Source organism: Bacteroides difficilis, assembly GCF_048319815.1.
In the GTDB taxonomy this organism is placed as follows: Bacteria; Bacteroidota; Bacteroidia; order Bacteroidales; family Bacteroidaceae; genus Bacteroides; species Bacteroides zhangwenhongii.
Genome location: NZ_CP182814.1, coordinates 4,066,709 through 4,088,846, shown reverse-complemented (window position 1 = coordinate 4,088,846; position 22,138 = coordinate 4,066,709). Strand labels below are relative to the sequence as shown.

11 protein-coding genes are annotated in these 22,138 nt (G+C 43.6%); 6 read left to right on the top strand and 5 right to left on the bottom strand.

Going from position 1 to position 22,138, the window contains the following annotated elements; translation table 11 throughout:
* Positions 1-177 precede the first annotated feature (177 nt).
* The 6 genes from ACNOGP_RS16045 to ACNOGP_RS16020 all read left to right on the top strand — a co-directional run bounded on the left by ACNOGP_RS16045 (position 178) and on the right by ACNOGP_RS16020 (position 11,829).
* Positions 178-1,110: a glycoside hydrolase family 43 protein gene (locus ACNOGP_RS16045; RefSeq protein WP_418213196.1), complete on the top strand. Its 933-nt coding sequence runs from the start codon at positions 178-180 to the stop codon at positions 1,108-1,110.
* 26 nt (positions 1,111-1,136) lie between these two features.
* Positions 1,137-4,457: an MGH1-like glycoside hydrolase domain-containing protein gene (locus ACNOGP_RS16040; protein WP_418213195.1), complete on the top strand. Its 3,321-nt coding sequence runs from the start codon at positions 1,137-1,139 to the stop codon at positions 4,455-4,457.
* A 37-nt stretch (positions 4,458-4,494) separates the two neighbouring features.
* The gene (locus tag ACNOGP_RS16035; protein ID WP_418213194.1) at positions 4,495-7,314 is read left to right on the top strand and encodes a glycoside hydrolase family 78 protein; all 2,820 of its coding nucleotides are present in this window, start codon (positions 4,495-4,497) and stop codon (positions 7,312-7,314) included.
* 94 nt (positions 7,315-7,408) lie between these two features.
* Positions 7,409-8,761 (top strand): glycoside hydrolase family 28 protein, encoded by a 1,353-nt coding sequence (locus ACNOGP_RS16030; protein ID WP_418213193.1) that lies wholly within the window; start codon positions 7,409-7,411, stop codon positions 8,759-8,761.
* Positions 8,762-8,857: 96 nt separating this feature from the next.
* The gene (locus ACNOGP_RS16025; RefSeq protein WP_418213192.1) at positions 8,858-10,822 is read left to right on the top strand and encodes a 6-O-methylesterase; all 1,965 of its coding nucleotides are present in this window, start codon (positions 8,858-8,860) and stop codon (positions 10,820-10,822) included.
* Between the two features lie 203 nt (positions 10,823-11,025).
* On the top strand, positions 11,026-11,829 hold the full coding sequence (locus ACNOGP_RS16020) for a patatin-like phospholipase family protein (protein ID WP_418213191.1): 804 nt from the start codon (positions 11,026-11,028) through the stop codon (positions 11,827-11,829).
* A gap of 43 nt (positions 11,830-11,872) precedes the next feature.
* On the opposite strand, the gene ACNOGP_RS16015 is transcribed toward ACNOGP_RS16020, so the two are convergent.
* From ACNOGP_RS16015 to ACNOGP_RS15995, 5 genes are all read right to left on the bottom strand, one after another.
* On the bottom strand, positions 11,873-12,760 hold the full coding sequence (locus ACNOGP_RS16015) for an SDR family NAD(P)-dependent oxidoreductase (protein WP_007760152.1): 888 nt from the start codon (positions 12,758-12,760) through the stop codon (positions 11,873-11,875).
* A 178-nt stretch (positions 12,761-12,938) separates the two neighbouring features.
* A complete protein-coding gene (locus tag ACNOGP_RS16010) occupies positions 12,939-16,805 on the bottom strand; it encodes a family 78 glycoside hydrolase catalytic domain (protein ID WP_418214769.1) in 3,867 nt (1,288 codons plus the stop codon).
* Entirely contained in the window at positions 16,805-18,277 is a 1,473-nt protein-coding gene (locus ACNOGP_RS16005; protein ID WP_418213190.1) for a glycoside hydrolase family 140 protein, read from the bottom strand. Before ACNOGP_RS16005 ends, ACNOGP_RS16010 begins: the two co-directional genes overlap by 1 nt.
* Positions 18,278-18,412: 135 nt before the next feature.
* Entirely contained in the window at positions 18,413-19,615 is a 1,203-nt protein-coding gene (locus tag ACNOGP_RS16000) for a glycoside hydrolase family 88/105 protein (protein WP_418213189.1), read from the bottom strand.
* 12 nt (positions 19,616-19,627) lie between these two features.
* Positions 19,628-22,096 carry a glycosyl hydrolase family 95 catalytic domain-containing protein gene (locus ACNOGP_RS15995; RefSeq protein ID WP_418214768.1) on the bottom strand — a complete coding sequence of 823 codons (2,469 nt, stop codon included), beginning with the start codon at positions 22,094-22,096 and terminating at the stop codon, positions 19,628-19,630.
* Positions 22,097-22,138 lie beyond the last annotated feature (42 nt).

Here is a 22,138-nt window from a genome sequence, read left to right as displayed (position 1 = left end):
CCCATAATAAAAATGGTTAGTTTGTTTGATGACGGAAAGGGTGGCTCGGAGAGTCGCCCTTTTATCGTATATAAAATTCAATCGGAAGATGAAGAATCTATGAATATATTTGAGTACAAATTAGTCCTTTTATCGTCTCCTTTGTATAAAGGATACAATTTATAGATTATAATAGCAATGAAAAGGTTAAGAGATACATTAGCGGCAATAGGTATTTTATTTTTTGTTTCTTGCGGAGGAAGCAAGGACTATTATATGTTTACTTCGTTTCATGAACCCGCTGATGAGGGCTTAAGATATTTATATAGTGAAGACGGAATGCATTGGGACAGTATTCCCGGTGTCTGGCTGAAGCCCGAATTAGGACAACATCAACTGTTGCGGGACCCTTCGATGGTACGTACTCCCAACGGAACTTTTCATCTGGTCTGGACGACAAGCTGGAAAGGCGATCTAGGGTTCGGCTATGCAAACTCCAAAGACCTGATTCATTGGTCAGAGCAACAGATGATACCTGTCATGACAGAAGAACCGACCACAGTCAATGTATGGGCTCCGGAGATTTTCTATGATGAAGATAGTGAACAGTTCATGGTAGTATGGGCTTCTTGCATTCCCGGCCGTTTTGAGAGAGGAATAGAAGAGGAAAACAATAATCATCGTTTGTATTATATCACTACGAAAGACTTTAAGACTATTTCTAAAGCGAAAGTCTTGTATGATCCGGGATTCAGTTCGATTGATGCAGTCCTTGTAAAACGGGATAAGAACGACTATGTGATGGTACTTAAGGATAATACCCGCCCGGAACGCAATCTGAAAATTGCTTTTGCCGATTCCCTGACAGGACCTTACTCACCTGCGTCGCAACCATTTACCGAATCGTTTGTAGAAGGTCCGACTGTAGAAAAGATAGGAGAGGAGTATCTTGTTTACTTTGATGTCTATCAGAAAAAGATATACGGTGCTATGCGCACAAAAGATTTTATAAATTTTACCGATGTGACGAGTGAAGTAAGTGTACCTGCCGGACATAAACACGGAACAATATTCAAAGCTCCCGAATCGGTAGTAAAAGCGTTGTTGACACATACCCGCCTTAATCACTAATCATTCACCGATAATCACTAAATAACATGAATAACTCTACAAAGATTCTCTTTGCATTGGCTGCCGGATGGTTGACATCTACGGTTGCAGCGCAAGACAGAATCCATTACACAGGAAAAGAATTATCAAATCCTGCTTATCATGACGGGCAACTGTCTCCGGTAGTAGGAGTGCATAATATCCAATTGGTACGCGCCAACCGGGAACATCCCGATCCGTCGAACGGCAATGGATGGACATATAACCATCAACCGATGTTGGCCTATTGGAACGGCCAGTTTTATTATCAATATCTGGCTGATCCTTCGGACGAACATGTACCGCCTTCCCAAACATTTCTGATGACATCAAAGGATGGCTATCAATGGACGAATCCGGAAATTGTATTTCCGCCTTATAAAGTTCCGGACGGATATACCAAGGAATCTCGTCCGGGTATGCAAGCCAAAGACCTGATTGCTATTATGCACCAACGTGTAGGTTTCTATGTCTCCAAGTCCGGCCGATTAATAACAATGGGAAATTACGGAGTTGCCTTAGATAAGAAAGACGATCCGAACGATGGAAACGGTATCGGTCGGGTAGTACGCGAAATAAAAAAGGACGGTTCGTTCGGTCCTATTTATTTTATTTATTACAATCACGGATTTAACGAGAAGAACACCGATTATCCGTATTTCAAGAAAAGTAAAGACCGCGAGTTTGTGAAAGCCTGCCAGGAGATTCTTGACAATCCGCTGTATATGATGCAATGGGTAGAAGAGGCAGACCGTGAAGATCCTATTATCCCCTTAAAGAAAGGATATAAGGCATTTAACTGTTACACACTTCCCGACGGAAGAATTGCCAGCCTTTGGAAGCACGCGCTCACTTCTATCAGCGAAGACGGAGGATATACTTGGGAACAACCGGTACTCCGTGCTAAGGGATTTGTCAATAGTAATGCGAAAATCTGGGGACAACGTTTGAGTGACGGCACATACGCGACGGTATATAATCCTTCGGAATTCCGTTGGCCGTTGGCTATCTCATTGAGTAAGGACGGACTGGAGTATACAACGCTGAATCTGGTGCACGGTGAAATCACACCGATGCGTTACGGTGGTAATTATAAATCATACGGTCCTCAGTATCCTCGTGGCATACAGGAGGGGAACGGGATACCTGCAGATGGCGATTTATGGGTTTCTTATAGTGTGAACAAGGAAGATATGTGGATTTCCCGCATTCCTGTGCCGGTGGAACTCAATGCTTCTGCACACGCTAACGATGACTTTTCAAAGTCGAAAGCAATATCGGAATTGACTGATTGGAATATTTACTCTCCGGTTTGGGCTCCGGTTTCCCTGGATGGACAATGGTTGAAACTGCAAGATAAAGATCCTTTTGATTATGCAAAAGTGGAACGGAAAATTCCCGCTTCTAAAGAATTGAAAGTCTCCTTTGATTTGCAAGCCGGACAGAATGATAAAGGTACGCTTCAGATTGAATTTCTGGATGAGAATGGAATTGCCTGCTCCCGTTTGGAACTGACACCGGATGGCGTTTTTCGTGCAAAGGGTGGTTCCCGGTTTGCGAATATGATGAAGTATGAAGCAGGAAAAACCTATCATGTAGAAGCTGTCCTTTCAACTGCCGACCGTAATATTCAAATATATGTAGATGGCAAGAGGGTAGGGCTGAGGATGTTCTATGCTCCGGTGGCAAGTATCGAAAGAATAGCTTTCCGTACAGGCGTGCCACGTACATTCCCGACAGTGGATACTCCGGCCGACCAGACATACGATTTGCCCGGTGCCGGTGAACAGGAGCCGATAGCCGAATATCGTATAGCTAATGTAAAAACGTCTTCCACAGATAAGGATGCATCTTCCGCTTTCTTGAAGTATAAGGATTTCAGCCATTATGCGGATTATTTTAATGGAATGGAAGATGAGAATATCGTTCAAGCGATTCCTAATGCAAAAGCTTCGGAGTGGATGGAATACAACATTCCTTTGTTTGAATGCCCGCAACGTAATTTTGAAGAGATGTATTATTATCGTTGGTGGTCATTGCGCAAGCATATCAAGGAAACTCCTGTGGGATATGGTATGACGGAGTTTCTCGTTCAGCGTTCCTATTCTGATAAATATAACCTGATCGCTTGTGCGATCGGACATCATATTTATGAGAGCCGTTGGTTACGTGACCCGAAATATCTGGATCAGATTATTCATACATGGTATCGCGGTAATGATGGAGGACCGATGAAGAAAATGAATAAGTTCAGTTCATGGAATGCAGATGCGGTATTGGCACGCTATATGGTCGATGGCGACAAAGACTTTATGCTGGACATGAAGAAAGACCTGGAGACCGAGTATCAACGCTGGGAAAGTACGAACCGCTTGAAGAATGGATTGTACTGGCAGGGGGATGTGCAGGATGGAATGGAAGAATCTATCAGTGGCGGACGGAAGAAAAAATATGCCCGCCCGACAATCAATAGTTATATGTATGGTAATGCGAAAGCGCTTTCGTTGATGGGAATTCTTTCCGGTGACGAGGGGATGGCTATGAAATATGGTATGAGAGCAGACACGTTGAGAAATCTGGTAGAAAATGAGTTGTGGAATACCCGTCACCAGTTTTTTGAAACGATGCGTACAGACTCTTCAGCAAATGTCCGTGAAGCAATCGGATATATTCCCTGGTATTTCAACCTGCCGGATACGACAAAGAAATATGAAGTTGCCTGGAAAGAGATTCTGGATGAAAAAGGCTTCTCTGCTCCTTACGGATTGACTACTGCAGAGCGTCGTCATCCGGAATTCCGTACACGTGGAGTGGGTAAGTGTGAGTGGGACGGAGCTATCTGGCCGTTTGCTTCTGCACAGACATTGACAGCAATGGCTAACTTTATGAATAATTATCCGCAGACCGTATTGTCTGACAGTGTATATTTCCGTCAGATGGAATTGTATGTGGAGTCACAGTACCATCGTGGCCGTCCTTACATTGGCGAATATCTGGATGAGGTGACCGGTTATTGGTTGAAAGGGGATCAGGAGCGCAGCCGTTACTATAATCATTCTACTTTCAACGATCTGATGATTACAGGACTGATTGGACTTCGTCCGCGTCTGGATAATACAATTGAAGTAAATCCGTTGATCCCTGTCGACAAATGGGATTGGTTCTGCCTGGATAATGTACTATATCACGGTCATAATCTGACGATTCTTTGGGATAAGAATGGCGATCGTTATCATTGTGGAAAAGGCTTACGCATTTTTGTGGATGGTAAAGAAGTCGGTCATGCAGATACATTGACAAGAATCGTTTGCAAGGATGTACTCAAATAATCATTTATCTGATAATATAGATAGGATAGTCTGAACAATGAATATAAAGAAATATCTCCTTCTTTTTCTTTGCCTGCCATGTTTTATGCAGGCAAAGACTATAACAATCAGCCGCCTTACCTGTGAAATGCAGGAAGGTCTGGTAGTGGTCGAAGGTTCACCTCGCTTGGGATGGGTGATGGAATCGCCGGAAAATGGAACACGACAATCAGCTTATGAGATTGACATCCGGGAAGCTTTTACAGGACGTTCCGTTTGGAATAGTGGAAAAGTCTATTCTACGCAGAGCCAGCTGGTTTCTATAGAGGGGGCAGATATACGGCCTGATAATCCATTCAATTATAGTTGGCGGGTTCGTGTTTGGGATGAGACAGATGCACCCTCTGAATGGAGTCGTGAAGCAAAGTTCTGCTCTGCTTCTTCAAGACTCTCTGAAGGAAAATGGATTGGAGCTATCACTCGTCAGAATGCTCATTTACCGGAAGGACGCAAGTTTCATGGTGGAGAGTTGAAGAAACCGGAGGTAAAGGCAGCTTGGGAAGCAGTGGACACTTTAGCAAAGAAAAGTATTTGTTTGCGAAGAACATTCCAGGTGGGAGATAGGACAGAAGGGAATACAAACCGTCAATCGGGCAAGAAAATAGTAGAAGCAACCGCATACGTTTGTGGTTTGGGATTCTATGAATTCTCTTTGAATGGCAAGAAAGTAGGCAACAGTGAATTTGCTCCGCTGTGGAGTGATTATGATAAAACTGTTTACTATAACACGTATGATGTAACGGAACAATTGCGGCATGGTGAGAATGCCGTGGGAATCTTATTGGGGAATGGATTCTATAATGTGCAGGGAGGACGTTATCGCAAATTACAGATAAGTTTTGGTCCTCCTACACTTTTATTTGAACTGGTTATTAATTACGAAGACGGAACATCTACAACACTCCGTTCTGACAATGACTGGAAATATGATTTTAGTCCGATAACTTTCAATTGCATATATGGAGGTGAGGATTACGATGCGCGTCGTGAGCAAAAAGGATGGAATCAGGTTGGCTTTGATGATAGTCATTGGCGTCCGGTAGTTATACAGGAAGCTCCTAAAGGAATACTACGTCCACAGATGGCGCCTCCGGTGAAAATCATGGAACGATATGATATTCAAAAGGTAACCAAACTAAATGCAGAACAGGTTGCTTCAGCTTCTAAATCGACTAAAAGAACTGTCGATCCTTCTGCTTTCGTGTTGGATATGGGGCAAAATCTGGCTGGCTTTCCGGAAATAACAGTACGTGGCAAACGTGGACAGAAAGTGACTCTGCTCGTAGCCGAAGCATTGACGGATGAAGGTGCCTGTAATCAGCGACAAACGGGACGTCAACACTATTATGAATATACACTGAAAGGTGAAGGTGACGAAACCTGGCATCCTCGTTTCTCTTATTACGGTTTTAGATATATTCAAGTCGAGGGGGCTGTCTTAAAAGGTCAAAAGAATCCGCAGAGATTGCCTGTGTTGAAGAATATTCAATCCTGTTTCGTCTTTAATTCAGCTAAGAAAGTTTCCACTTTCGAATCATCCAACCGAATATTTAATGCTGCCCATCGATTGATCGAAAAAGCAGTGCGTAGCAATATGCAGTCTGTGTTTACAGATTGTCCGCATCGTGAAAAACTAGGCTGGCTGGAACAGGTGCATCTGAATGGTCCTGGGCTATTATACAACTATGATTTGACAGCTTATGCTCCGCAGATTATGCAGAATATGGCAGATGCGCAACATGCCAACGGTGCCATGCCGACAACTGCTCCGGAATACGTGGTTTTTGAAGGTCCGGGCATGGATGCATTTGCCGAATCTCCGGAATGGGGTGGTTCTCTGGTTATTTTCCCATTTATGTACTATGAGACGTATGGAGATGACTCGTTGATTAAGAAATATTATCCGAATATGCGCCGTTATGTGGATTATCTGAAGACTCGTGCAGAGATGGGTATTCTTTCTTTCGGCTTGGGAGATTGGTATGATTACGGAGATTTTCGTGCCGGATTCTCTAGGAATACACCGGTTCCCCTGGTGGCTACCGCGCATTATTATATGACAGTAATGTTTTTAATAAAAGCTGCGAAAATGGTTGGCAATGACTTTGACATTCATTATTATACTTCTTTGGCACATGAAATACTTGCCTCATTTAATAAATGTTTTCTCAATAAAGAGACAGCACAGTATGGTACAGGGAGCCAATGTAGTAATGCACTTCCGTTATTCCTCCAGATGACGCAGGATTCAGATGAACAAAGCAGTTATCAACCGGATGCAAAGTTGGATGAGAAAGTACTTATGAATCTGATTAAAGATGTGGAAGCACATGGCAATCGCTTAACGACCGGTGATGTGGGTAACCGCTATCTGATTCAGACACTGGCGCGTAATGGTCAGCACGAACTTATTTATAAGATGTTCAACCACGAAGAAGCTCCCGGATATGGCTTCCAGTTGAAATTCGGTGCAACAACCTTAACCGAGCAATGGGATCCCCGCCAAGGTTCTTCCTGGAATCATTTTATGATGGGACAGATTGATGAATGGTTCTTTAATTCACTGGTCGGTATTCGTCCATCTACAACCTATCAAAAGTTTATCATCGCTCCCCAGCCTGTAGGAGATTTGAAATATGTCAAAGCATCGTATGAAACTTTATACGGTACTATTGTTGTGGATTGGACTAGCCAGAATGGAACTTTCACTTTAAACATATCTGTTCCGGTGAATACTACGGCTGTTGTTTATCTTCCGGGAGAAAAAGAACCCAAAGAGATACAGAGTGGAACATATCAATTAGTTTGTGCAAAATGAAAGAACCTTTTGCATATATTTGTAGAATTAAAAAAACAATGTATTCATGATTTTTTAGAAGACAATGATGAAATATAATTTAATAATATCGATTATGAATTTACGGACAACTCTTCTCGTCTTTCTTTGCTTCTGTGCAACCACAGTTCTTCGTGCCGAGCGTGTGGATATGTTGAAGGCCGGTGCAAAAGCAAATGGTAAGGCTCTTAATACAAAGCTAATCAATTCAACGATTGATCGTTTGAACCGTGGCGGCGGAGGTACTCTTTTCTTTCCTGCCGGGACTTACCTGACAGGAAGTATCCATCTGAAAAGCAACATTACACTGGAGTTGGAAGCCGGAGCTACTTTGCTCTTTTCTGACAACTTCGATGACTACCTTCCTTTTGTCGAGGTTCGTCATGAAGGAGTGATGATGAAAAGCTTCCAGCCTTTGATCTATGCGGTAGATGCCGAGAATATTACCATCAAAGGAGAAGGAACTTTGGACGGACAGGGAAAGAAATGGTGGATGGAGTTCTTTCGTGTCATGATTGATTTGAAAGATAACGGCATGCGTGATATAAATAAATATCAACCGATGTGGGATGCAGCAAACGATACGACAGCGATTTATGCTGAAACAAACAAAGACTATGTCAGTACCTTGCAGCGCCGTTTCTTCCGTCCTCCGTTTATCCAACCCATCCGTTGCAAAGAGATAAAGATTGAAGGGGTAAAAATTGTCAATTCCCCCTTTTGGACGGTAAATCCGGAGTTTTGTGATAATGTGACCATCAAAGGCATTACAATTGATAACGTTCCTTCTCCTAATACGGATGGTATTAATCCCGAATCATGCCGCAATGTACATATAAGCGATTGCCATATTTCGGTAGGCGATGATTGTATCACGATAAAATCCGGTAGGGATGCCCAAGCCCGTCGATTGGGAGTACCTTGCGAAAATATCACCATAACCAACTGTACCATGCTTTCCGGTCATGGAGGCGTTGTTATCGGCAGTGAAATGAGTGGAAGTGTGCGCAAAGTCACCATCTCCAATTGTATATTCGACGGAACGGATCGTGGAATCCGCATCAAGTCAACCCGTGGAAGGGGAGGCGTGGTTGAAGATATTCGCGTCAGTAATATTGTAATGAGTAATATAAAACGGGAAGCTGTCGTGCTAAACCTGAAATACAGTAAAATGCCTGCAGAACCAAAGAGTGAACGCACCCCGATCTTCCGTAACGTACATATCAGTGGAATGACTGTGACAGATGTAAAGACTCCGATCAAAATAGTGGGTTTGGAAGAAGCGCCGATATCTGACATTGTTTTGCGTGATATTCATATTCAGGGAGGAAAACAGAAATGTATCTTCGAAAATTGTGAGCGTATCACGATGGATGACGTAATCGTCAATGGCAAAGTAATTAAAAGCCCCACAGATACCACAAATTAACACAGATATTTAATCCGGCTAATTTGTAAGAATAAGAAATCTGTGAGAATCTGTGTAATCTGTGGTGAAAAAACAACTTGTATAAATTAAAGATAAATGAAACGAATCCTTTTTACCATGCTTCTTGCCGCATCTCTTTCGGCTGAAGCGCAGACACAAACATACGAGACGGAATTTGCCCGTCCCTTGAATGAAGTACTGACGGATATTCAAAACCGTTTCGGAGTCCGCCTGAAATATGATATTGATACAGTAGGAAAAGTGTTGCCTTATGCCGACTTTCGTATTCGTCCTTATTCTGTAGAAGAATCCCTGACGAATGTATTGGCACCTTTCGATTATAAATTTGTCAAACAGAAAGGAAATATGTATAAGCTAAAAGCGTATGAATATCCACGTCGTACGGATGCAGACGGAGAAAAGATGCTGGCTTATCTGAATACTCTTTATGCAGATCGACAGGCTTTTGAACTTCGCGTTGATTCTTTGAAAAAAGAAGTGCGTCAACGTTTGGGTATCGACACTTTACTAGCTCAATGTGTTAAATCCAAACCTATTCTTTCGAAGATACGTAAGTTTGATGGCTATACAGTGCAGAATTTTGCACTTGAAACACTTCCCGGCTTATATGTTTGCGGTTCTATCTACACACCTCAATCAAAAGGAAAACATGCGTTGATTATTTGTCCTAACGGACATTTTGGTGGCGGACGTTATCGTGAGGACCAGCAACAACGTATGGGTACTTTAGCACGTATGGGAGCTATTTGTGTGGATTATGATTTGTTCGGATGGGGAGAGTCGGCTTTACAAGTTGGCAGTGCGGCACATCGTAGTAGTGCGGCGCACACTATTCAGGCAATGAATGGCTTGCTGATTCTTGAGTCTATGCTTGCGTCCCGTAAAGATATTGATACCAGTCGTATTGGTACAAATGGTGGTTCAGGAGGGGGCACTCATACTGTTTTGTTGAGTGTATTAGATGATCGTTTTACTGCTTCTGCTCCCGTGGTGAGCCTTGCTTCTCACTTTGACGGTGGCTGTCCGTGTGAAAGCGGAATGCCCATTCAACTTTCTGCAGGAGGAACCTGTAATGCGGAGCTAGCTGCTACTTTTGCCCCTCGTCCACAACTCGTGGTATCTGATGGTGGCGACTGGACGGCTAGTGTTCCTACTCTTGAATTTCCTTATTTGCAACGAATCTATGGATTCTATAACGCGAAAGACAAAGTAACGAATGTACATCTCCCCAAGGAGAAACATGACTTTGGTCCGAACAAACGGAATGCTGTTTATGATTTCTTCGCAGACGTGTTCAAGTTGGACAAAAAGATGCTGGATGAAAGCAAAGTTACCATTGAACCGGAATTTGCTATGTATAGTTTTGGAGAAAAAGGAGCTTTGCTTCCCGAAGGTGCAATCCGGTCATTTGACAAGGTAGCCGCCTATTTTGACAAGAAGGCCTTTGCTGATTTAAAATCAGATGCTTCTCTTGAAAAGAAAGCCATGGACTGGGTAGCTTCTTTAAAGTTGGATGATGAGAAAAAGGCAGGTTTTGCGACAACAGCTATTTATAACCATCTTCGTAAAGTTCGCGACTGGCACAATGAGCATCCCTATACAACAATTCCCGAGGGTATCAATCCTCTTACAGGCAAGCCGCTTTCCAAGCTCGACCGTGAAATGATTGCAGATTCTGCTATGCCGAAAGAAGTACATGAAAGGCTAATGAAAGAGTTACGCAGAGTATTGACTGAAGAACAGATAGAACAAATCCTCGATAAATATACGGTAGGTAAAGTTGCTTTTACCTTGAAAGGTTATCAGGCCATTGTGCCCAATATGACAGAGGAGGAAACTACTTACGTCCTGGAACAGTTGAAGCTGGCTCGCGAACAGGCTATTGACTATAAGAATATGAAGCAGATCTCTGCCATCTTCGAAATTTATAAAACCAAATGCGAACAGTATTTCAATGAGCACGGCCGTAACTGGCGTCAGATGTTCAAGGATTATGTGAATAAGCGAAACGCAGAAAAGAAGGCCCAAGGAAAGAAATAAAATGATGATAAATCTTTAATATTCCTATTTTTCGGAGTATAATTCGGGATAACTAAGAAGAACATAATAGAGCTATGCTTTGCAACTGACAAAGCATAGCTTTATCACTTCTAAAGCTATGCTTTACGTCTCAAAAAGCACGTCATTACTTTTTCTTCACGATTACTAAACATCTTTTTCGTAGAAAATGTGTTATTTTGTGGATGGCTAATAGAAATAGACATGATATGGATAAGCAAAAAGTAGCATTGGTCCTTTCTATGGGAGGAGCACGTGGAATAGCGCATATAGGAGTAATTGAGGAATTGCTCCGTCACAATTTTGAGATCACCTCTATTGCAGGAAGCTCGATGGGAGCTATGGTGGGGGCGATGTACGCTTCAGGAAAAATGGAAGAATGTAAGGAGTGGCTATATAGTTGGGATAAACGTAAGATGTGGGAATTGGCGGATATTACTTTAAGCCGGGATGGATTGGTGAAAGGTGACCGTTTTATCAAAGAACTGAAACAGATTATTCCGGACATGAATATTGAAGACTTACCTGTCCCTTATGTAGCCATGGCTACGGATATTGTCCGCGATCAGGAAGTGAGGTTTGACAGAGGGAGCTTACATGAAGCTATCCGTGCATCTATTTCTATCCCCATGCTTTTCCGTCCGTTGAGAAAAGACGGTATGGTTTTGATTGACGGAGGCATTCTGAATCCTCTTCCATTGAGTCATGTAAAACGCATTGAAGGAGATATCCTGATAGCTGTCGATGTGAATGCACCCCTCGATTCCGGAAAGAAAAAGAAAATATCTCCTTATAATCTATTGACAGAATCTTCAAGAATGATGATGCAACAAATCACTCGTTACCAGATAGAGCGTTGTCAGCCGGATATCTTAATTCAGATGTCCGGTGATACCTATGATATGTTGGAGTTTCATCATGCAGCTTCGATAGTGAAGACAGGAGTGGAAGTTACCCGAAGCGTGTTGAAAGAGTCTCGTGAAGATTAATGATATAATAAAGATATATCATTGTATCTGATAAATTCTCAAGTTACTCCAGATAAATCATCTTTTTCGTCATTCCTCCGTCAATCGTTATATTTTCTCCATTGATGAAATCATTGTTTTCTTCACAGAGAAACAAACACATACGGGCAATATCTTCCGGTTTACCTACTCGTCGTGAAGGATGCTGTGAATGATCTTCCGGCCGGAGTTGGTCATAATCATGAGTTTGTATCCATCCCGGAGCAATAGAGTTGACGGTGATATTCCATTCAGATAATGATAAAGCCAGTGCATGAGTTAAAGAATAGATACCACCTTTCGAAGCTGCGTAACCTTCACTTCCCGGTTCACTCATCAGGTAACGTGTGGAGCAGATATTGATAATCCGGCCGTATGGGTTAGGAGAGGACTGTTCTTTACGATGTATGGCAAGCAGGCGGGAGGTGATAAATACAGGGCGTAGGTTGATAGAAAGAATTTTGTCGAAATCCTCTACGCTCGTTTCGGTGATAGACGAAAATTGACTAATACCGACGTTGTTGACAATAATATCAATATCATTCCATTCGGAAAGAATACGTTGTATACAACTTTCAAGTGCATCCTTATCGCTGACATCGACTTTATGGAATATAGATCCGGTTGCTTTTGCAGTCTCTTGTCCCGCTATTTCATTTATATCACAAAAAGCGACTTGATCGCCGGACAGGCAAAAAGCTTCTACTATTGCCTTGCCTATACCTTCCGCTCCTCCTGTTACAAATATTCTTCTTTTGGAGGGGGATGATTTTGAGGTCATTGGAGTACACGAAGCCGATTCAGCCGGATGAACGGTTGTAGATTTCTTCTTACCATATTTCTGTGCTTGTTTCCAAGCAGCTTTTCTTGCTTCGTATAGCTCTTGCTGTTTTTCTATATAGTTGTCTGCCATCGTTCTTTTTATTTATTGCAAATGTAAAACATAAAACGGATAAATACAAAGAATCGACCGCTCGATTGAATAAGAACAACCGCTCGTATGCGGAGAAAGGACCGTAGGATTATGACAAATCGACCGCTCATTCCTATCCGAACGAGCGGTCGATTTATGTAAAATGACTATTCGATTTTTAGAACTTCAGCGGATCTATCCCAGCATATTTTATCCGTTGACGACGCCAAGTGTAAATGGCATGCAGCTTTCCATCTTTACCTTCAATAATGCTAGGATAAGAATATTGACTGATCGGGCTATCCTCCAATGTGAGAACAGGCTTCCAGCTGATTCCATCCTCCGATATAGCTACACAAAGCGGTGTGCGAGGGCCTTTCGGAGTTCCGGGCAATGTAGAGAAATTGTTATAAATAAGCACATGCCTGCCATCTTTCATTGTCACGGCGTCTGTACCGGAATTATTATTCGGAACATCCAGCAGCGTTACTTTGCTCCACGTATCGCCATTGTCACTGCTCCAGGCTGTTGCAATCTGTGCATTGCGCGTACGGCAGAGTATCTGCAATTTTCCGTCCTTATGCTTTAAAATACTAGGTTGTATCGCATAAATAGGTTTAGCGCCTTCCCCTTTGATGGCTTCCCCGCCTTCCTGATCATCCGTATTTATTCCTCCTTTTTTACGGTTCTGAGTCGGTACGGACAGTTCTGCTTCCAAAGGTCCTACCATTTTCCAGGTTTTTCCTTTATCATCAGAAATCTCGAAATGAACACGCCAGCCCTTACTGCCTTCCGTACTGGAGGGACAGATGATACGGCCGTTGATATATTCCGGCTTATTCTTGATAGGACCTAGAAAACCTTTGGGAAGAGGTTCACGCTTGCTCCAGGTCTTTCCTCCGTCACGCGAACGAACCAACCATCCTGTCCAGTCACTCACTTTCAGACCTATTTTGTAGAAGAGAATCAAATCTCCGCCCGGAACTTGAAACAGTACCGGATTCCAACACGCTTTCCGGCGTGCGATGAGTTTCCCTTTTGCATCTTTTACCGGTGTACAGGTGGAGTCGATTCCCGCTAATACAGCTTGCGGATCTTTGAGTGAAAACACACCGTCGGCAGCAAGTTTGGGAGCACTCCACTCTTTGGCGCCTTTCGGCTTACGGCATACCCAGATACAACAATCGGGATTGCGTTCTTTCGTTCCTCCAAAGAAAGAGGCAACAAGATCTCCGTTCTTCATCTCTACAATAGTAGCTCCGTGACATTCGGGGAAAACGGCCTTTTCGTACAGAAATTCATCACTTAGAATGGCTGTGTTCTTAGTCGGTATATCTACACTAAAATGATGTTTTCCCGAACCGATCTTCTCTTTTCGACCATCCGGCAAATGTACTTCGCCTGTTGTATTGGCAGGCAATTCAATATCCCATTCCAGATGCATGGGCGTTTTCTTCCATCGGCTGGTTATTTTTCCATAGATACTCATATAAGATGTATCTACATTGCTTAACTCTTGAATCTCAAAAGCCGGCTGGAAAATAATATGTTTGTAACCGGACTTCCAGCGGTCTGCCCGGATACCTGCCAGATTATTGAAACACCAAGGCAATAAATCTCCTAAAAGCATGATATGGTTGCCACTGTTCATTTCAGGATTTGCCGTATCACCGTTCCATAATTCCCAAATGGTGGTAGCACCTTTTCCAACCATATACCCCCACGAAGGATACGTTTTGTTGGTAGCCAGCAAGTAAGCCACATCGGCATAACCACGACGGCTTAATTCACGCAACAGCCATTGCACACCAATGACTCCGGTGCTGATATGTCCCTTATTGGTGGTAATAATGGAAGTTACGGCATTTTTGGCAACTTCATGGATGTAATTCTTTGGCACTAACCCGAAAGCAAGTGGCAGAATATTGGCAGTGACCGTATTATTACCATAGTAGATACTGTCCGGATATAATGTATGTCCCGGCACATGGGACGTTCCCTCTTTTATATGCAAGAAGCGGGCATTGAATGCGTCTTTCATACGATGTTCCAGATCTTCCCATTCTTCTGCATCGGCTTTCAGTCCTTGCAGGCTGGCAAAACGATGCATCAGTTGCAACACTTTCAAGTAATAGGCAGTGGCGATCAGCGCACCGTCAGTCTTGCGGGAAGGATCCTTACTGTGAATCAGCTCCAATGATTCGGGAGGAACACACCAGTCACCATATTTATCTTTGGTTATGATATATTCCTTTGTCATATAGTATTCACGGATATGAGCCACCCATTTTTTGATAGCTGGATAATTCTCCTCTATCGGACGTTTATCTCCGAAATTGGTAAAAAGCATATCACAAGCCATAGGCAACGCCGCAGGCCAAGTCACATTGTCCGAGTAATAGTTCCAGTAGGCCGGAGCGACATCGGGAATACAACCGTCTTCACGTTGCGCTTCGCGGATATCACGTGTCCATTTGGTATACATTGCGTAATTATCGAAAAGCATACTCTCTCCCCAACATCCCATGGTGCGGTCACCCAACCATGGTTGACGTTCATTCCGTTGCGGACAGTCTACCGGCATACCTTTATAATTACTCCGGATTCCCCAAAATGCATTACGGACAATCTTATTCAATGTCTCGTCAGAGCAACTGAAAGATCCTGTATGCGTCATCTCGTCTTCCACGACTTCAGCTACGAAGTCTCCAAGTTGCGCATCCGGATAATTGCTGACCTCCACATAACGGAAGCCATGATACACGAAACGAGGTGCCCACGTAGCGTCCTTCACTTCGCGTCCGCTTACGATATACGTATCTGTGGAACGGGCGTCACGTAGATTCCGGATAAAGAGTTCCCCATTGGCTTGCAAGGTTTCTGCAAAACGGAGACGAATACTGTCACCGGCTTCTCCTTTAATGCGGAAGCGCACCCAACCAGCCATATTCTGACCAAAATCAAGAATATACTTATCACCAAGTTTTTGGATGGAAACAGGTTTTAATGTATCCATTACTTTCATACCCGGCATTATTTGGGCACGCAATGTTCCTGAAGGAATACTGACTCTTTGTGCCGCTATCCAGCTTTTATCGTCATAACCGCTTTGTGTCCAGTTGCCCAATTCCTTGCGGGCATCATATTCTTCACCGTCATATTCGTTATTGCTACGGATAGCACCTTCGGTTGTCAGTTTCCATGAAGTGTTTGTAGCAATCGTTTCTTTACTGCCATCCGTATATTCCACAATCAAATTCAGGCGGAGTTTGGGATAGCCGAATGTCGGTATCTTGTACGGTTTGTAATTCTGGCGCATCGTATAGAAACGTCCGTTGCCCAATGTCACACCAATAGCATTCTCTTTTTGAAGTTGCGGCGTCACATCGTAAGTGTTGTACAGAATTGTTTTCCGATAGTCGGTAGGAGCGGGGGCCAACACTTGATCGCCGATACGCTGTCCGTTGATAAATAATTCATAAAGTCCCATTCCGGCAATGTGTACCGTTGCACGTTTCACCTCTTTGCTTAAAGCAAATTCTTTGCGGAGATAACGGGCTGCTAAGCGGCTCCATTGGGTTTCGCTGTCACCGGGAGCGGCACGGTCTAATCCAATCCACTGGCCTTGCCAGTCCGCTTCATTCAGCAATCCCATACTCCAAAAGGCCGGAGTACTCCAGTCCGCTTCCCCTCTATTGGTATAGACCTTCACTTTCCAATAATAGCAGGCATTACGCTTTAGCGGTTCCCCTTGATAAGCAATCCATTGGGAGGCGTCGGACTCTATCTTTCCTGAATCCCAAATATCTCCTTTTCCTTGCGCCAGCAAGTCGGCGGAAGAAGCAACAAGAATGTGATACGCTGTTTGCATCACATTCTGTTCATCCGATTCGATGCGCCAACCCAATCGGGGCTGGCGCACGTCGATACCTAGCGGATTCTTTAATTGCTCCGTTCGCAGTTCGGTTATGCCTATGGCTGCATAGGCATAACCTGCTAAAAACAGAAACGCAAAGAATGCTACTATAAATATTCTCTTGTTCATCATTTATCGCTGATATATTTCAGTTGGGCATCGGGAAGTTCCGTCCATGTCTTATCGAGGTAGTTTTTATTGCTGTCCACCACAATCAGAATATGATCGTTTCCACTGCAATAACCGCTATCGTGTTGGAAGGTATGCACACCGTTATTAAATTCACCTATATATTCCAGCTTACCGTCCTTTGTCGTATACCACCAGGCATTTTTCTTTGCCCCGCTAATCTTGCTGAAATCAACTTCCATCGGACGTCCGGTATAATTATACACCATCAGATAATCATTACCGCGTGTAGCGATGGCACGGTCGTAACGTTCTCCGTTCTTACCTGCGATGACAGACTGATCCGGTATACGTTCGAAGAACGGGAAAGTCAGCATCAGGTTTTTCAAATATTTCATTTGATTATAACCGGGATCATTCAATGCTTCATACCAAGGCTTCTTGGCTCCGTATGCACCACCCACACCCGGTTTGATAAACTGCATAATGGAATTATGCCCATACGTATGCCCGAAGGAACCGGCGAATACGGACCAATAAGCATAGCGGCGTACATCGTAATCTTTCCATAACAACTCGTTTTCGTCATGCAGGCCGTGAGGAATTTCTTCATAGATAGGTTCTCCATCGATAACCGGTTTCATGGGTTTCATAGCCATACTGCGCTCAACGAAACGCCAGTTGTCTTCTTCCGTATTCTCTTCGATGGGATAGTCTCCGTCGCCAAAACGTTGTCCGTAACGACGGTGTCCGCTTTGAAACATATTGAAGTCCAGCCAGGAAGCGTTGTTGAACCAAGTTGCTGAGGTTGTTCTGCCACGCGGATGGAAGGTCATCAGGTGATTCTTGTCGATTGCTTTGATAGAAGTTGCCAATGCCTCCCATTCGGCTGTTTTCACATCACCGCGAATATCTCCACCGATAAACCAAATGATATTCGGTTCGTCCTTATAACGTTCCGCCAGGAACTTTCCGTATGCTTTCGCCTGTTCGACAGTCATTTCTCCACGATTCACGGGACTTCCCCAGATACAAACCATACCGATATACAGCCCTTTTTTTGCAGCCGTACGAATGATATAATCCATGTGATCCCAATAACCATATATACCTTTCCGGTCGATGTTCTTGAAGTTATATCCGTCTATCATGGAATATTGTCCGTAGATATTCATGGATGGCACATTATTCAAGGTCTGAACTTGAATTACATTGTATCCGCGACGTTTGCACTGTTCCAGATAATATTCGGCTTCGTCACGATTCAGACGCTCTGGGAGCAACCATCCTGTTTCCCCCAACCAAAAGAAAGGAGTACCGTTTTCGTGTTTCAGATAACGTCCCTCTTCGGAAACTACTAGTTTACCGTTACTCCAGGGAATATACGTCTTTTGTGTTTTCTTTTGTGCCGCTACCGGGATAGCCAAAGTCAGCAGCAGTAGTAAGAGAGGAAGAATCTTGAATTTTCTCATTGTATTTTATCGTTTTTAGTTTATAATTCACCACAGATTACACGGATTAACACAGATTTTTTATCTGACAGAATGTTAGAAATGTCACATAATTATTTTAGAATCTCTGTTAATCTGTGTAATCTGTGGTGAAGATTATTTCTCAATCATTTTTTCAAATTCGATTGCAGCCAGGATAAATGCTCCTACTGACTTCGGATCATTCTCGATAATCGGTTCGCTGATATAATACTCAAATGAACCGTCACGGTATCTTTTAGAGTCTCCGCCCAGTCCGGCTACGGCACAACAATTGGTGATGGTATAACTTCCGTCTTCCTCCAGACGGGTGAAATTTCCGGTCATGCCGTTGAAAGCCTTTCTTACCGGTTCGATATATTCATTTCCGATATATCCTTTGTTAATGGCTTTGGCGAGCGTATAAACAAACAAGGCGGTTGCCGAAGACTCCAGGTAATTACCTTTACGTGCACCTTGATCAGTCACTTGATACCATGTACCGGATTGAGGGTCCTGATATTTTACAATCGCTTCGGCCAGCCCTTGAAGAATCTGTATGACGCTGTCCCGTCCTGCTGTTTCTTGTGGCAGATAATCCAGAACATCCACTATCGCAGCACCATACCATCCGATACTGCGGCTCCAGAAATTCGGAGAACACCCGGTTTCGGGATTTGCCCATTTCTGTTCTCGGCTTTCATCCCATCCGTGATAGTAAAGACCGGTAACCGGATCATACGTTTTACGGGCAATCAAAAGTATTTGCTTCACCGCTTCGTCAAACAAAGCCGGTTCCTGGAAAGTCGCACCATATTGTGCCAGATAGGGAGAAGCCATAAAGATACCGTCCAACCACATCTGATGGGTATATTTCAATTTGTGCCAGAAGCCTCCTTCACTGGTACGCGGTTGTTCGGCCATTTGCTTACGAAGCGTATCCATAGCCGTTTTGTAACGTTCATCTCCCGTCTTTGCGTAGAGGTCAAACAAAATCTTACCACCATTTACATTGTCGATATTGAAAGAAAGATATTTCATGGTCTTTATACGTCCGTCAGTGTCAATCAGACTATCCGCATAAATCTTGGCATACTCGTAATATGTACTGTCACCCGTATGTTTCCATTCTTCAAGCATTGATTTTACCACAAGACCATGCGTATATCCCCATCGTGGTTTTTTAGCTTTTTCAATCATCCAGGGCTCTGGGAAACGTTTCATTTCGGAACGTGCCATACGTTCACTCCACTTTTCGGTTTCTGCTTTCTTGGTGGTCGTACAAGCAATAAAGCAGACAATTCCGCAGGCAATAATCGCCTTAAATAAATTTTGATTCATATAGTTGAGTTTTTATTTTCCGATCAGGATATATTCTTTTCCCGCTTTTGTGGGCAGGTCATACAAATAGGTTTCCGTCAGCTCTATTTTATTCAATTTTGCTTTCCCGTTAATCAATGGTTTGGTAATAGCGGGGACGGCAAAGAGAGGATTAGGGTTCTCGCCTTTGGCAGATTTCAGTCCTTTACCTTTTAGCGGGTTGAGTGAGCGGAGACGACAGTTTCCTCCTTTGTGGGATTTTACTATCAGATGATTTACTTTTCCGTCTTTCCAACTCAAGTCAAGCTCAAAACCGCCACGTGCGATAATACCTTTCACCGAACCTTCCTTCCACAAAGTAGGGAGGGCGGGAAGTAAATAGATGAATCCGTCATAACTCTGCATCAGCATTTCTACGATTCCTGCCGTACAACCGAAGTTCCCGTCAATCTGAAAGGGTGGATGCGCATCGAACAAATTAGGATAAGTACCACCTTTTTTCTTTTCGTTGCGTACAAGAGTCAACTGATCTGTTATCAGCTTATAAGCATGGTCACCATCAAGCAGACGCGCCCAAAGACAAACTTTCCATCCCATACTCCAGCCGGTAGACGGATCCCCGCGATGGATGAGCGAGGTGCGTGCCGCATCAAACAATTCCGGTGTGCGATATGGAGAAATCTGATTGCTGGGGAACAATCCGTAAAGATGGGAGACATGACGATGTACGTCGTTCGGATCATCCCAATCGAACATCCACTCTTGCAATTGTCCCCAATGACCTATTTGCATAGGAGGCATTTCTTTCAAGCGTTGCTTTAGATGAGTTGCGAAATCTTTGTCGGTATCTAGAATTTCGGAAGCTGAGATAATAGCCGTCCAAAGATCGAAAATCAACTGATTATCCATCGTACATCCGGTGGCTGTCGTTGCCTTTCCATTACTGCCCGAATGTACATTCTCCGGTGAATTGCTAGGACAAACCACCAACCAGTTGTGTATCGGTTCCTTTACCATGATTTCATCGAAGAAACGGCCGGACTCTTTCAGTATAGGATAGATGGAACGCAGAAAATCGGTATCTCCGGTATATAGGTAACGTTCCCATAAATGCCGGCAGAGCCACGCTCCACCACTAGGCCACATACCCGAAGGGGCTTTGTCAATTGCTCCTGTGACGCGCCAGATATCTGTGTTGTGATGGAGTACCCAGCCATTCGCTCCATACATGATTCTAGCCGTTTCCTTGCCTGTCTCGCTGACCTCTTTTATCAGTCGGAAAAGAGGCTCGTTCAGCTCGCTAAGATTGGTAACTTCAGACGGCCAATAGTTCATCTCCAAGTTGATGTTGCAAGTGTATTTGCTGTCCCAAGAAGGAAACAATTTGTCATTCCAGATACCTTGCAAGTTAGCGGGTTGTCCTCCGGGTTGTGAAGAACAAATCAATAAGTAACGCCCGAACTGGAAGTAAGTAGCTACCAAATGAGCATCATTTGTATCTTTGAAGTTTTCTACACGTTTATCGGTTGTGATGTTTCCATATCGGTTTTTACCTAAGTTCAAAGATACTCTGGTCAAGTATCGGCGATAGAAATCGGTATGATTTTTTTGGGCTTCCGGAAATGGATGTTTCATTGCTTTGGAAAGATAGTCTTTAGCCCGTTCTATCTGATTTCCTGTGATATCCAGATAATTATTGAAATTGGTGGCTATTGACACGTAAATGACAGCTTCATCAGCTCCTTCTACCGAGAGAATTCCATCCGCACATGCTATTTTCCCACCTCTATTCCGTGCAGTCAACCGTCCTTGAAATTCCACTTTCCCTTTGAGACCTTCATGCCAAGAAGAGACACCGGAAAGCGTGACGCAATTTCCTTCCTCAGAGGAAATCATTACATCCTGATGAGGAGAGGTCAGTTGGGCATTAAAGGTTATTTGCCCCGGACGGCTGGCTGTCAGTCTGACCATTACCACTTGATCGGTAAATGAGGTAATCGCTTCGCGTTGGTATTGTACTCCGTCTACCTCATATCGCACGATGGCGCGGGCGGAATCCAGACTTAGCTCCCGATAGTAGTCCGAATAACGGGTATGTCCGGGAAAAGCGATTCGCAAGTCCCCGAAACTTTGATAAGGCATTCCCGAGTTTGTCTTAGCCATCACCTTCTCGGTAGCGAGAGTTTGCGCTTCGAGATATTTTCCTGCAAAGACCAGTTCACGCACTTTGGGAATATACTCAAGGGCGTCCGGGTTGGCGTTGTTGTTAGGGCGTCCCGCCCAAATGGTTTCTTCGTTTAGTTGTATTTGTTCTGTACCCGGTGTTCCATATACCATAGCTCCCAAACGGCCATTACCCAAAGGCAAGGCTTCCGTCCATACTTGTGCGGGACGGTCATACCATAACTTATATTCCTGCGTAGAAGTATTCGTTTCCTGTGCATGAATAGAAGTTACAGACAGCATGACGAGCGCATATCCGATCAATCTCTTTTTATTCATTATCATCTAACGTCTTTTATACTTTTATAAAAGGACGGTTGA

Excerpts from the sequence above, each read along its gene's own strand:
- ACNOGP_RS16005 (WP_418213190.1), bottom strand. The coding sequence starts at position 18,277 with ATGAGAAAATTCAAGATTCTTCCTCTCTTACTACTGCTGCTGACTTTG.
- ACNOGP_RS16030 (WP_418213193.1), top strand. The coding sequence starts at position 7,409 with ATGAATTTACGGACAACTCTTCTCGTCTTTCTTTGCTTCTGTGCAACC.
- ACNOGP_RS16035 (WP_418213194.1), top strand. The coding sequence starts at position 4,495 with ATGAATATAAAGAAATATCTCCTTCTTTTTCTTTGCCTGCCATGTTTT.
- ACNOGP_RS16010 (WP_418214769.1), bottom strand. The coding sequence starts at position 16,805 with ATGAACAAGAGAATATTTATAGTAGCATTCTTTGCGTTTCTGTTTTTA.
- ACNOGP_RS16020 (WP_418213191.1), top strand. The coding sequence starts at position 11,026 with ATGGCTAATAGAAATAGACATGATATGGATAAGCAAAAAGTAGCATTG.
- ACNOGP_RS16040 (WP_418213195.1), top strand. The coding sequence starts at position 1,137 with ATGAATAACTCTACAAAGATTCTCTTTGCATTGGCTGCCGGATGGTTG.
- ACNOGP_RS16015 (WP_007760152.1), bottom strand. The coding sequence starts at position 12,760 with ATGGCAGACAACTATATAGAAAAACAGCAAGAGCTATACGAAGCAAGA.
- ACNOGP_RS16025 (WP_418213192.1), top strand. The coding sequence starts at position 8,858 with ATGAAACGAATCCTTTTTACCATGCTTCTTGCCGCATCTCTTTCGGCT.
- ACNOGP_RS16045 (WP_418213196.1), top strand. The coding sequence starts at position 178 with ATGAAAAGGTTAAGAGATACATTAGCGGCAATAGGTATTTTATTTTTT.
- ACNOGP_RS16000 (WP_418213189.1), bottom strand. The coding sequence starts at position 19,615 with ATGAATCAAAATTTATTTAAGGCGATTATTGCCTGCGGAATTGTCTGC.
- ACNOGP_RS15995 (WP_418214768.1), bottom strand. The coding sequence starts at position 22,096 with ATGAATAAAAAGAGATTGATCGGATATGCGCTCGTCATGCTGTCTGTA.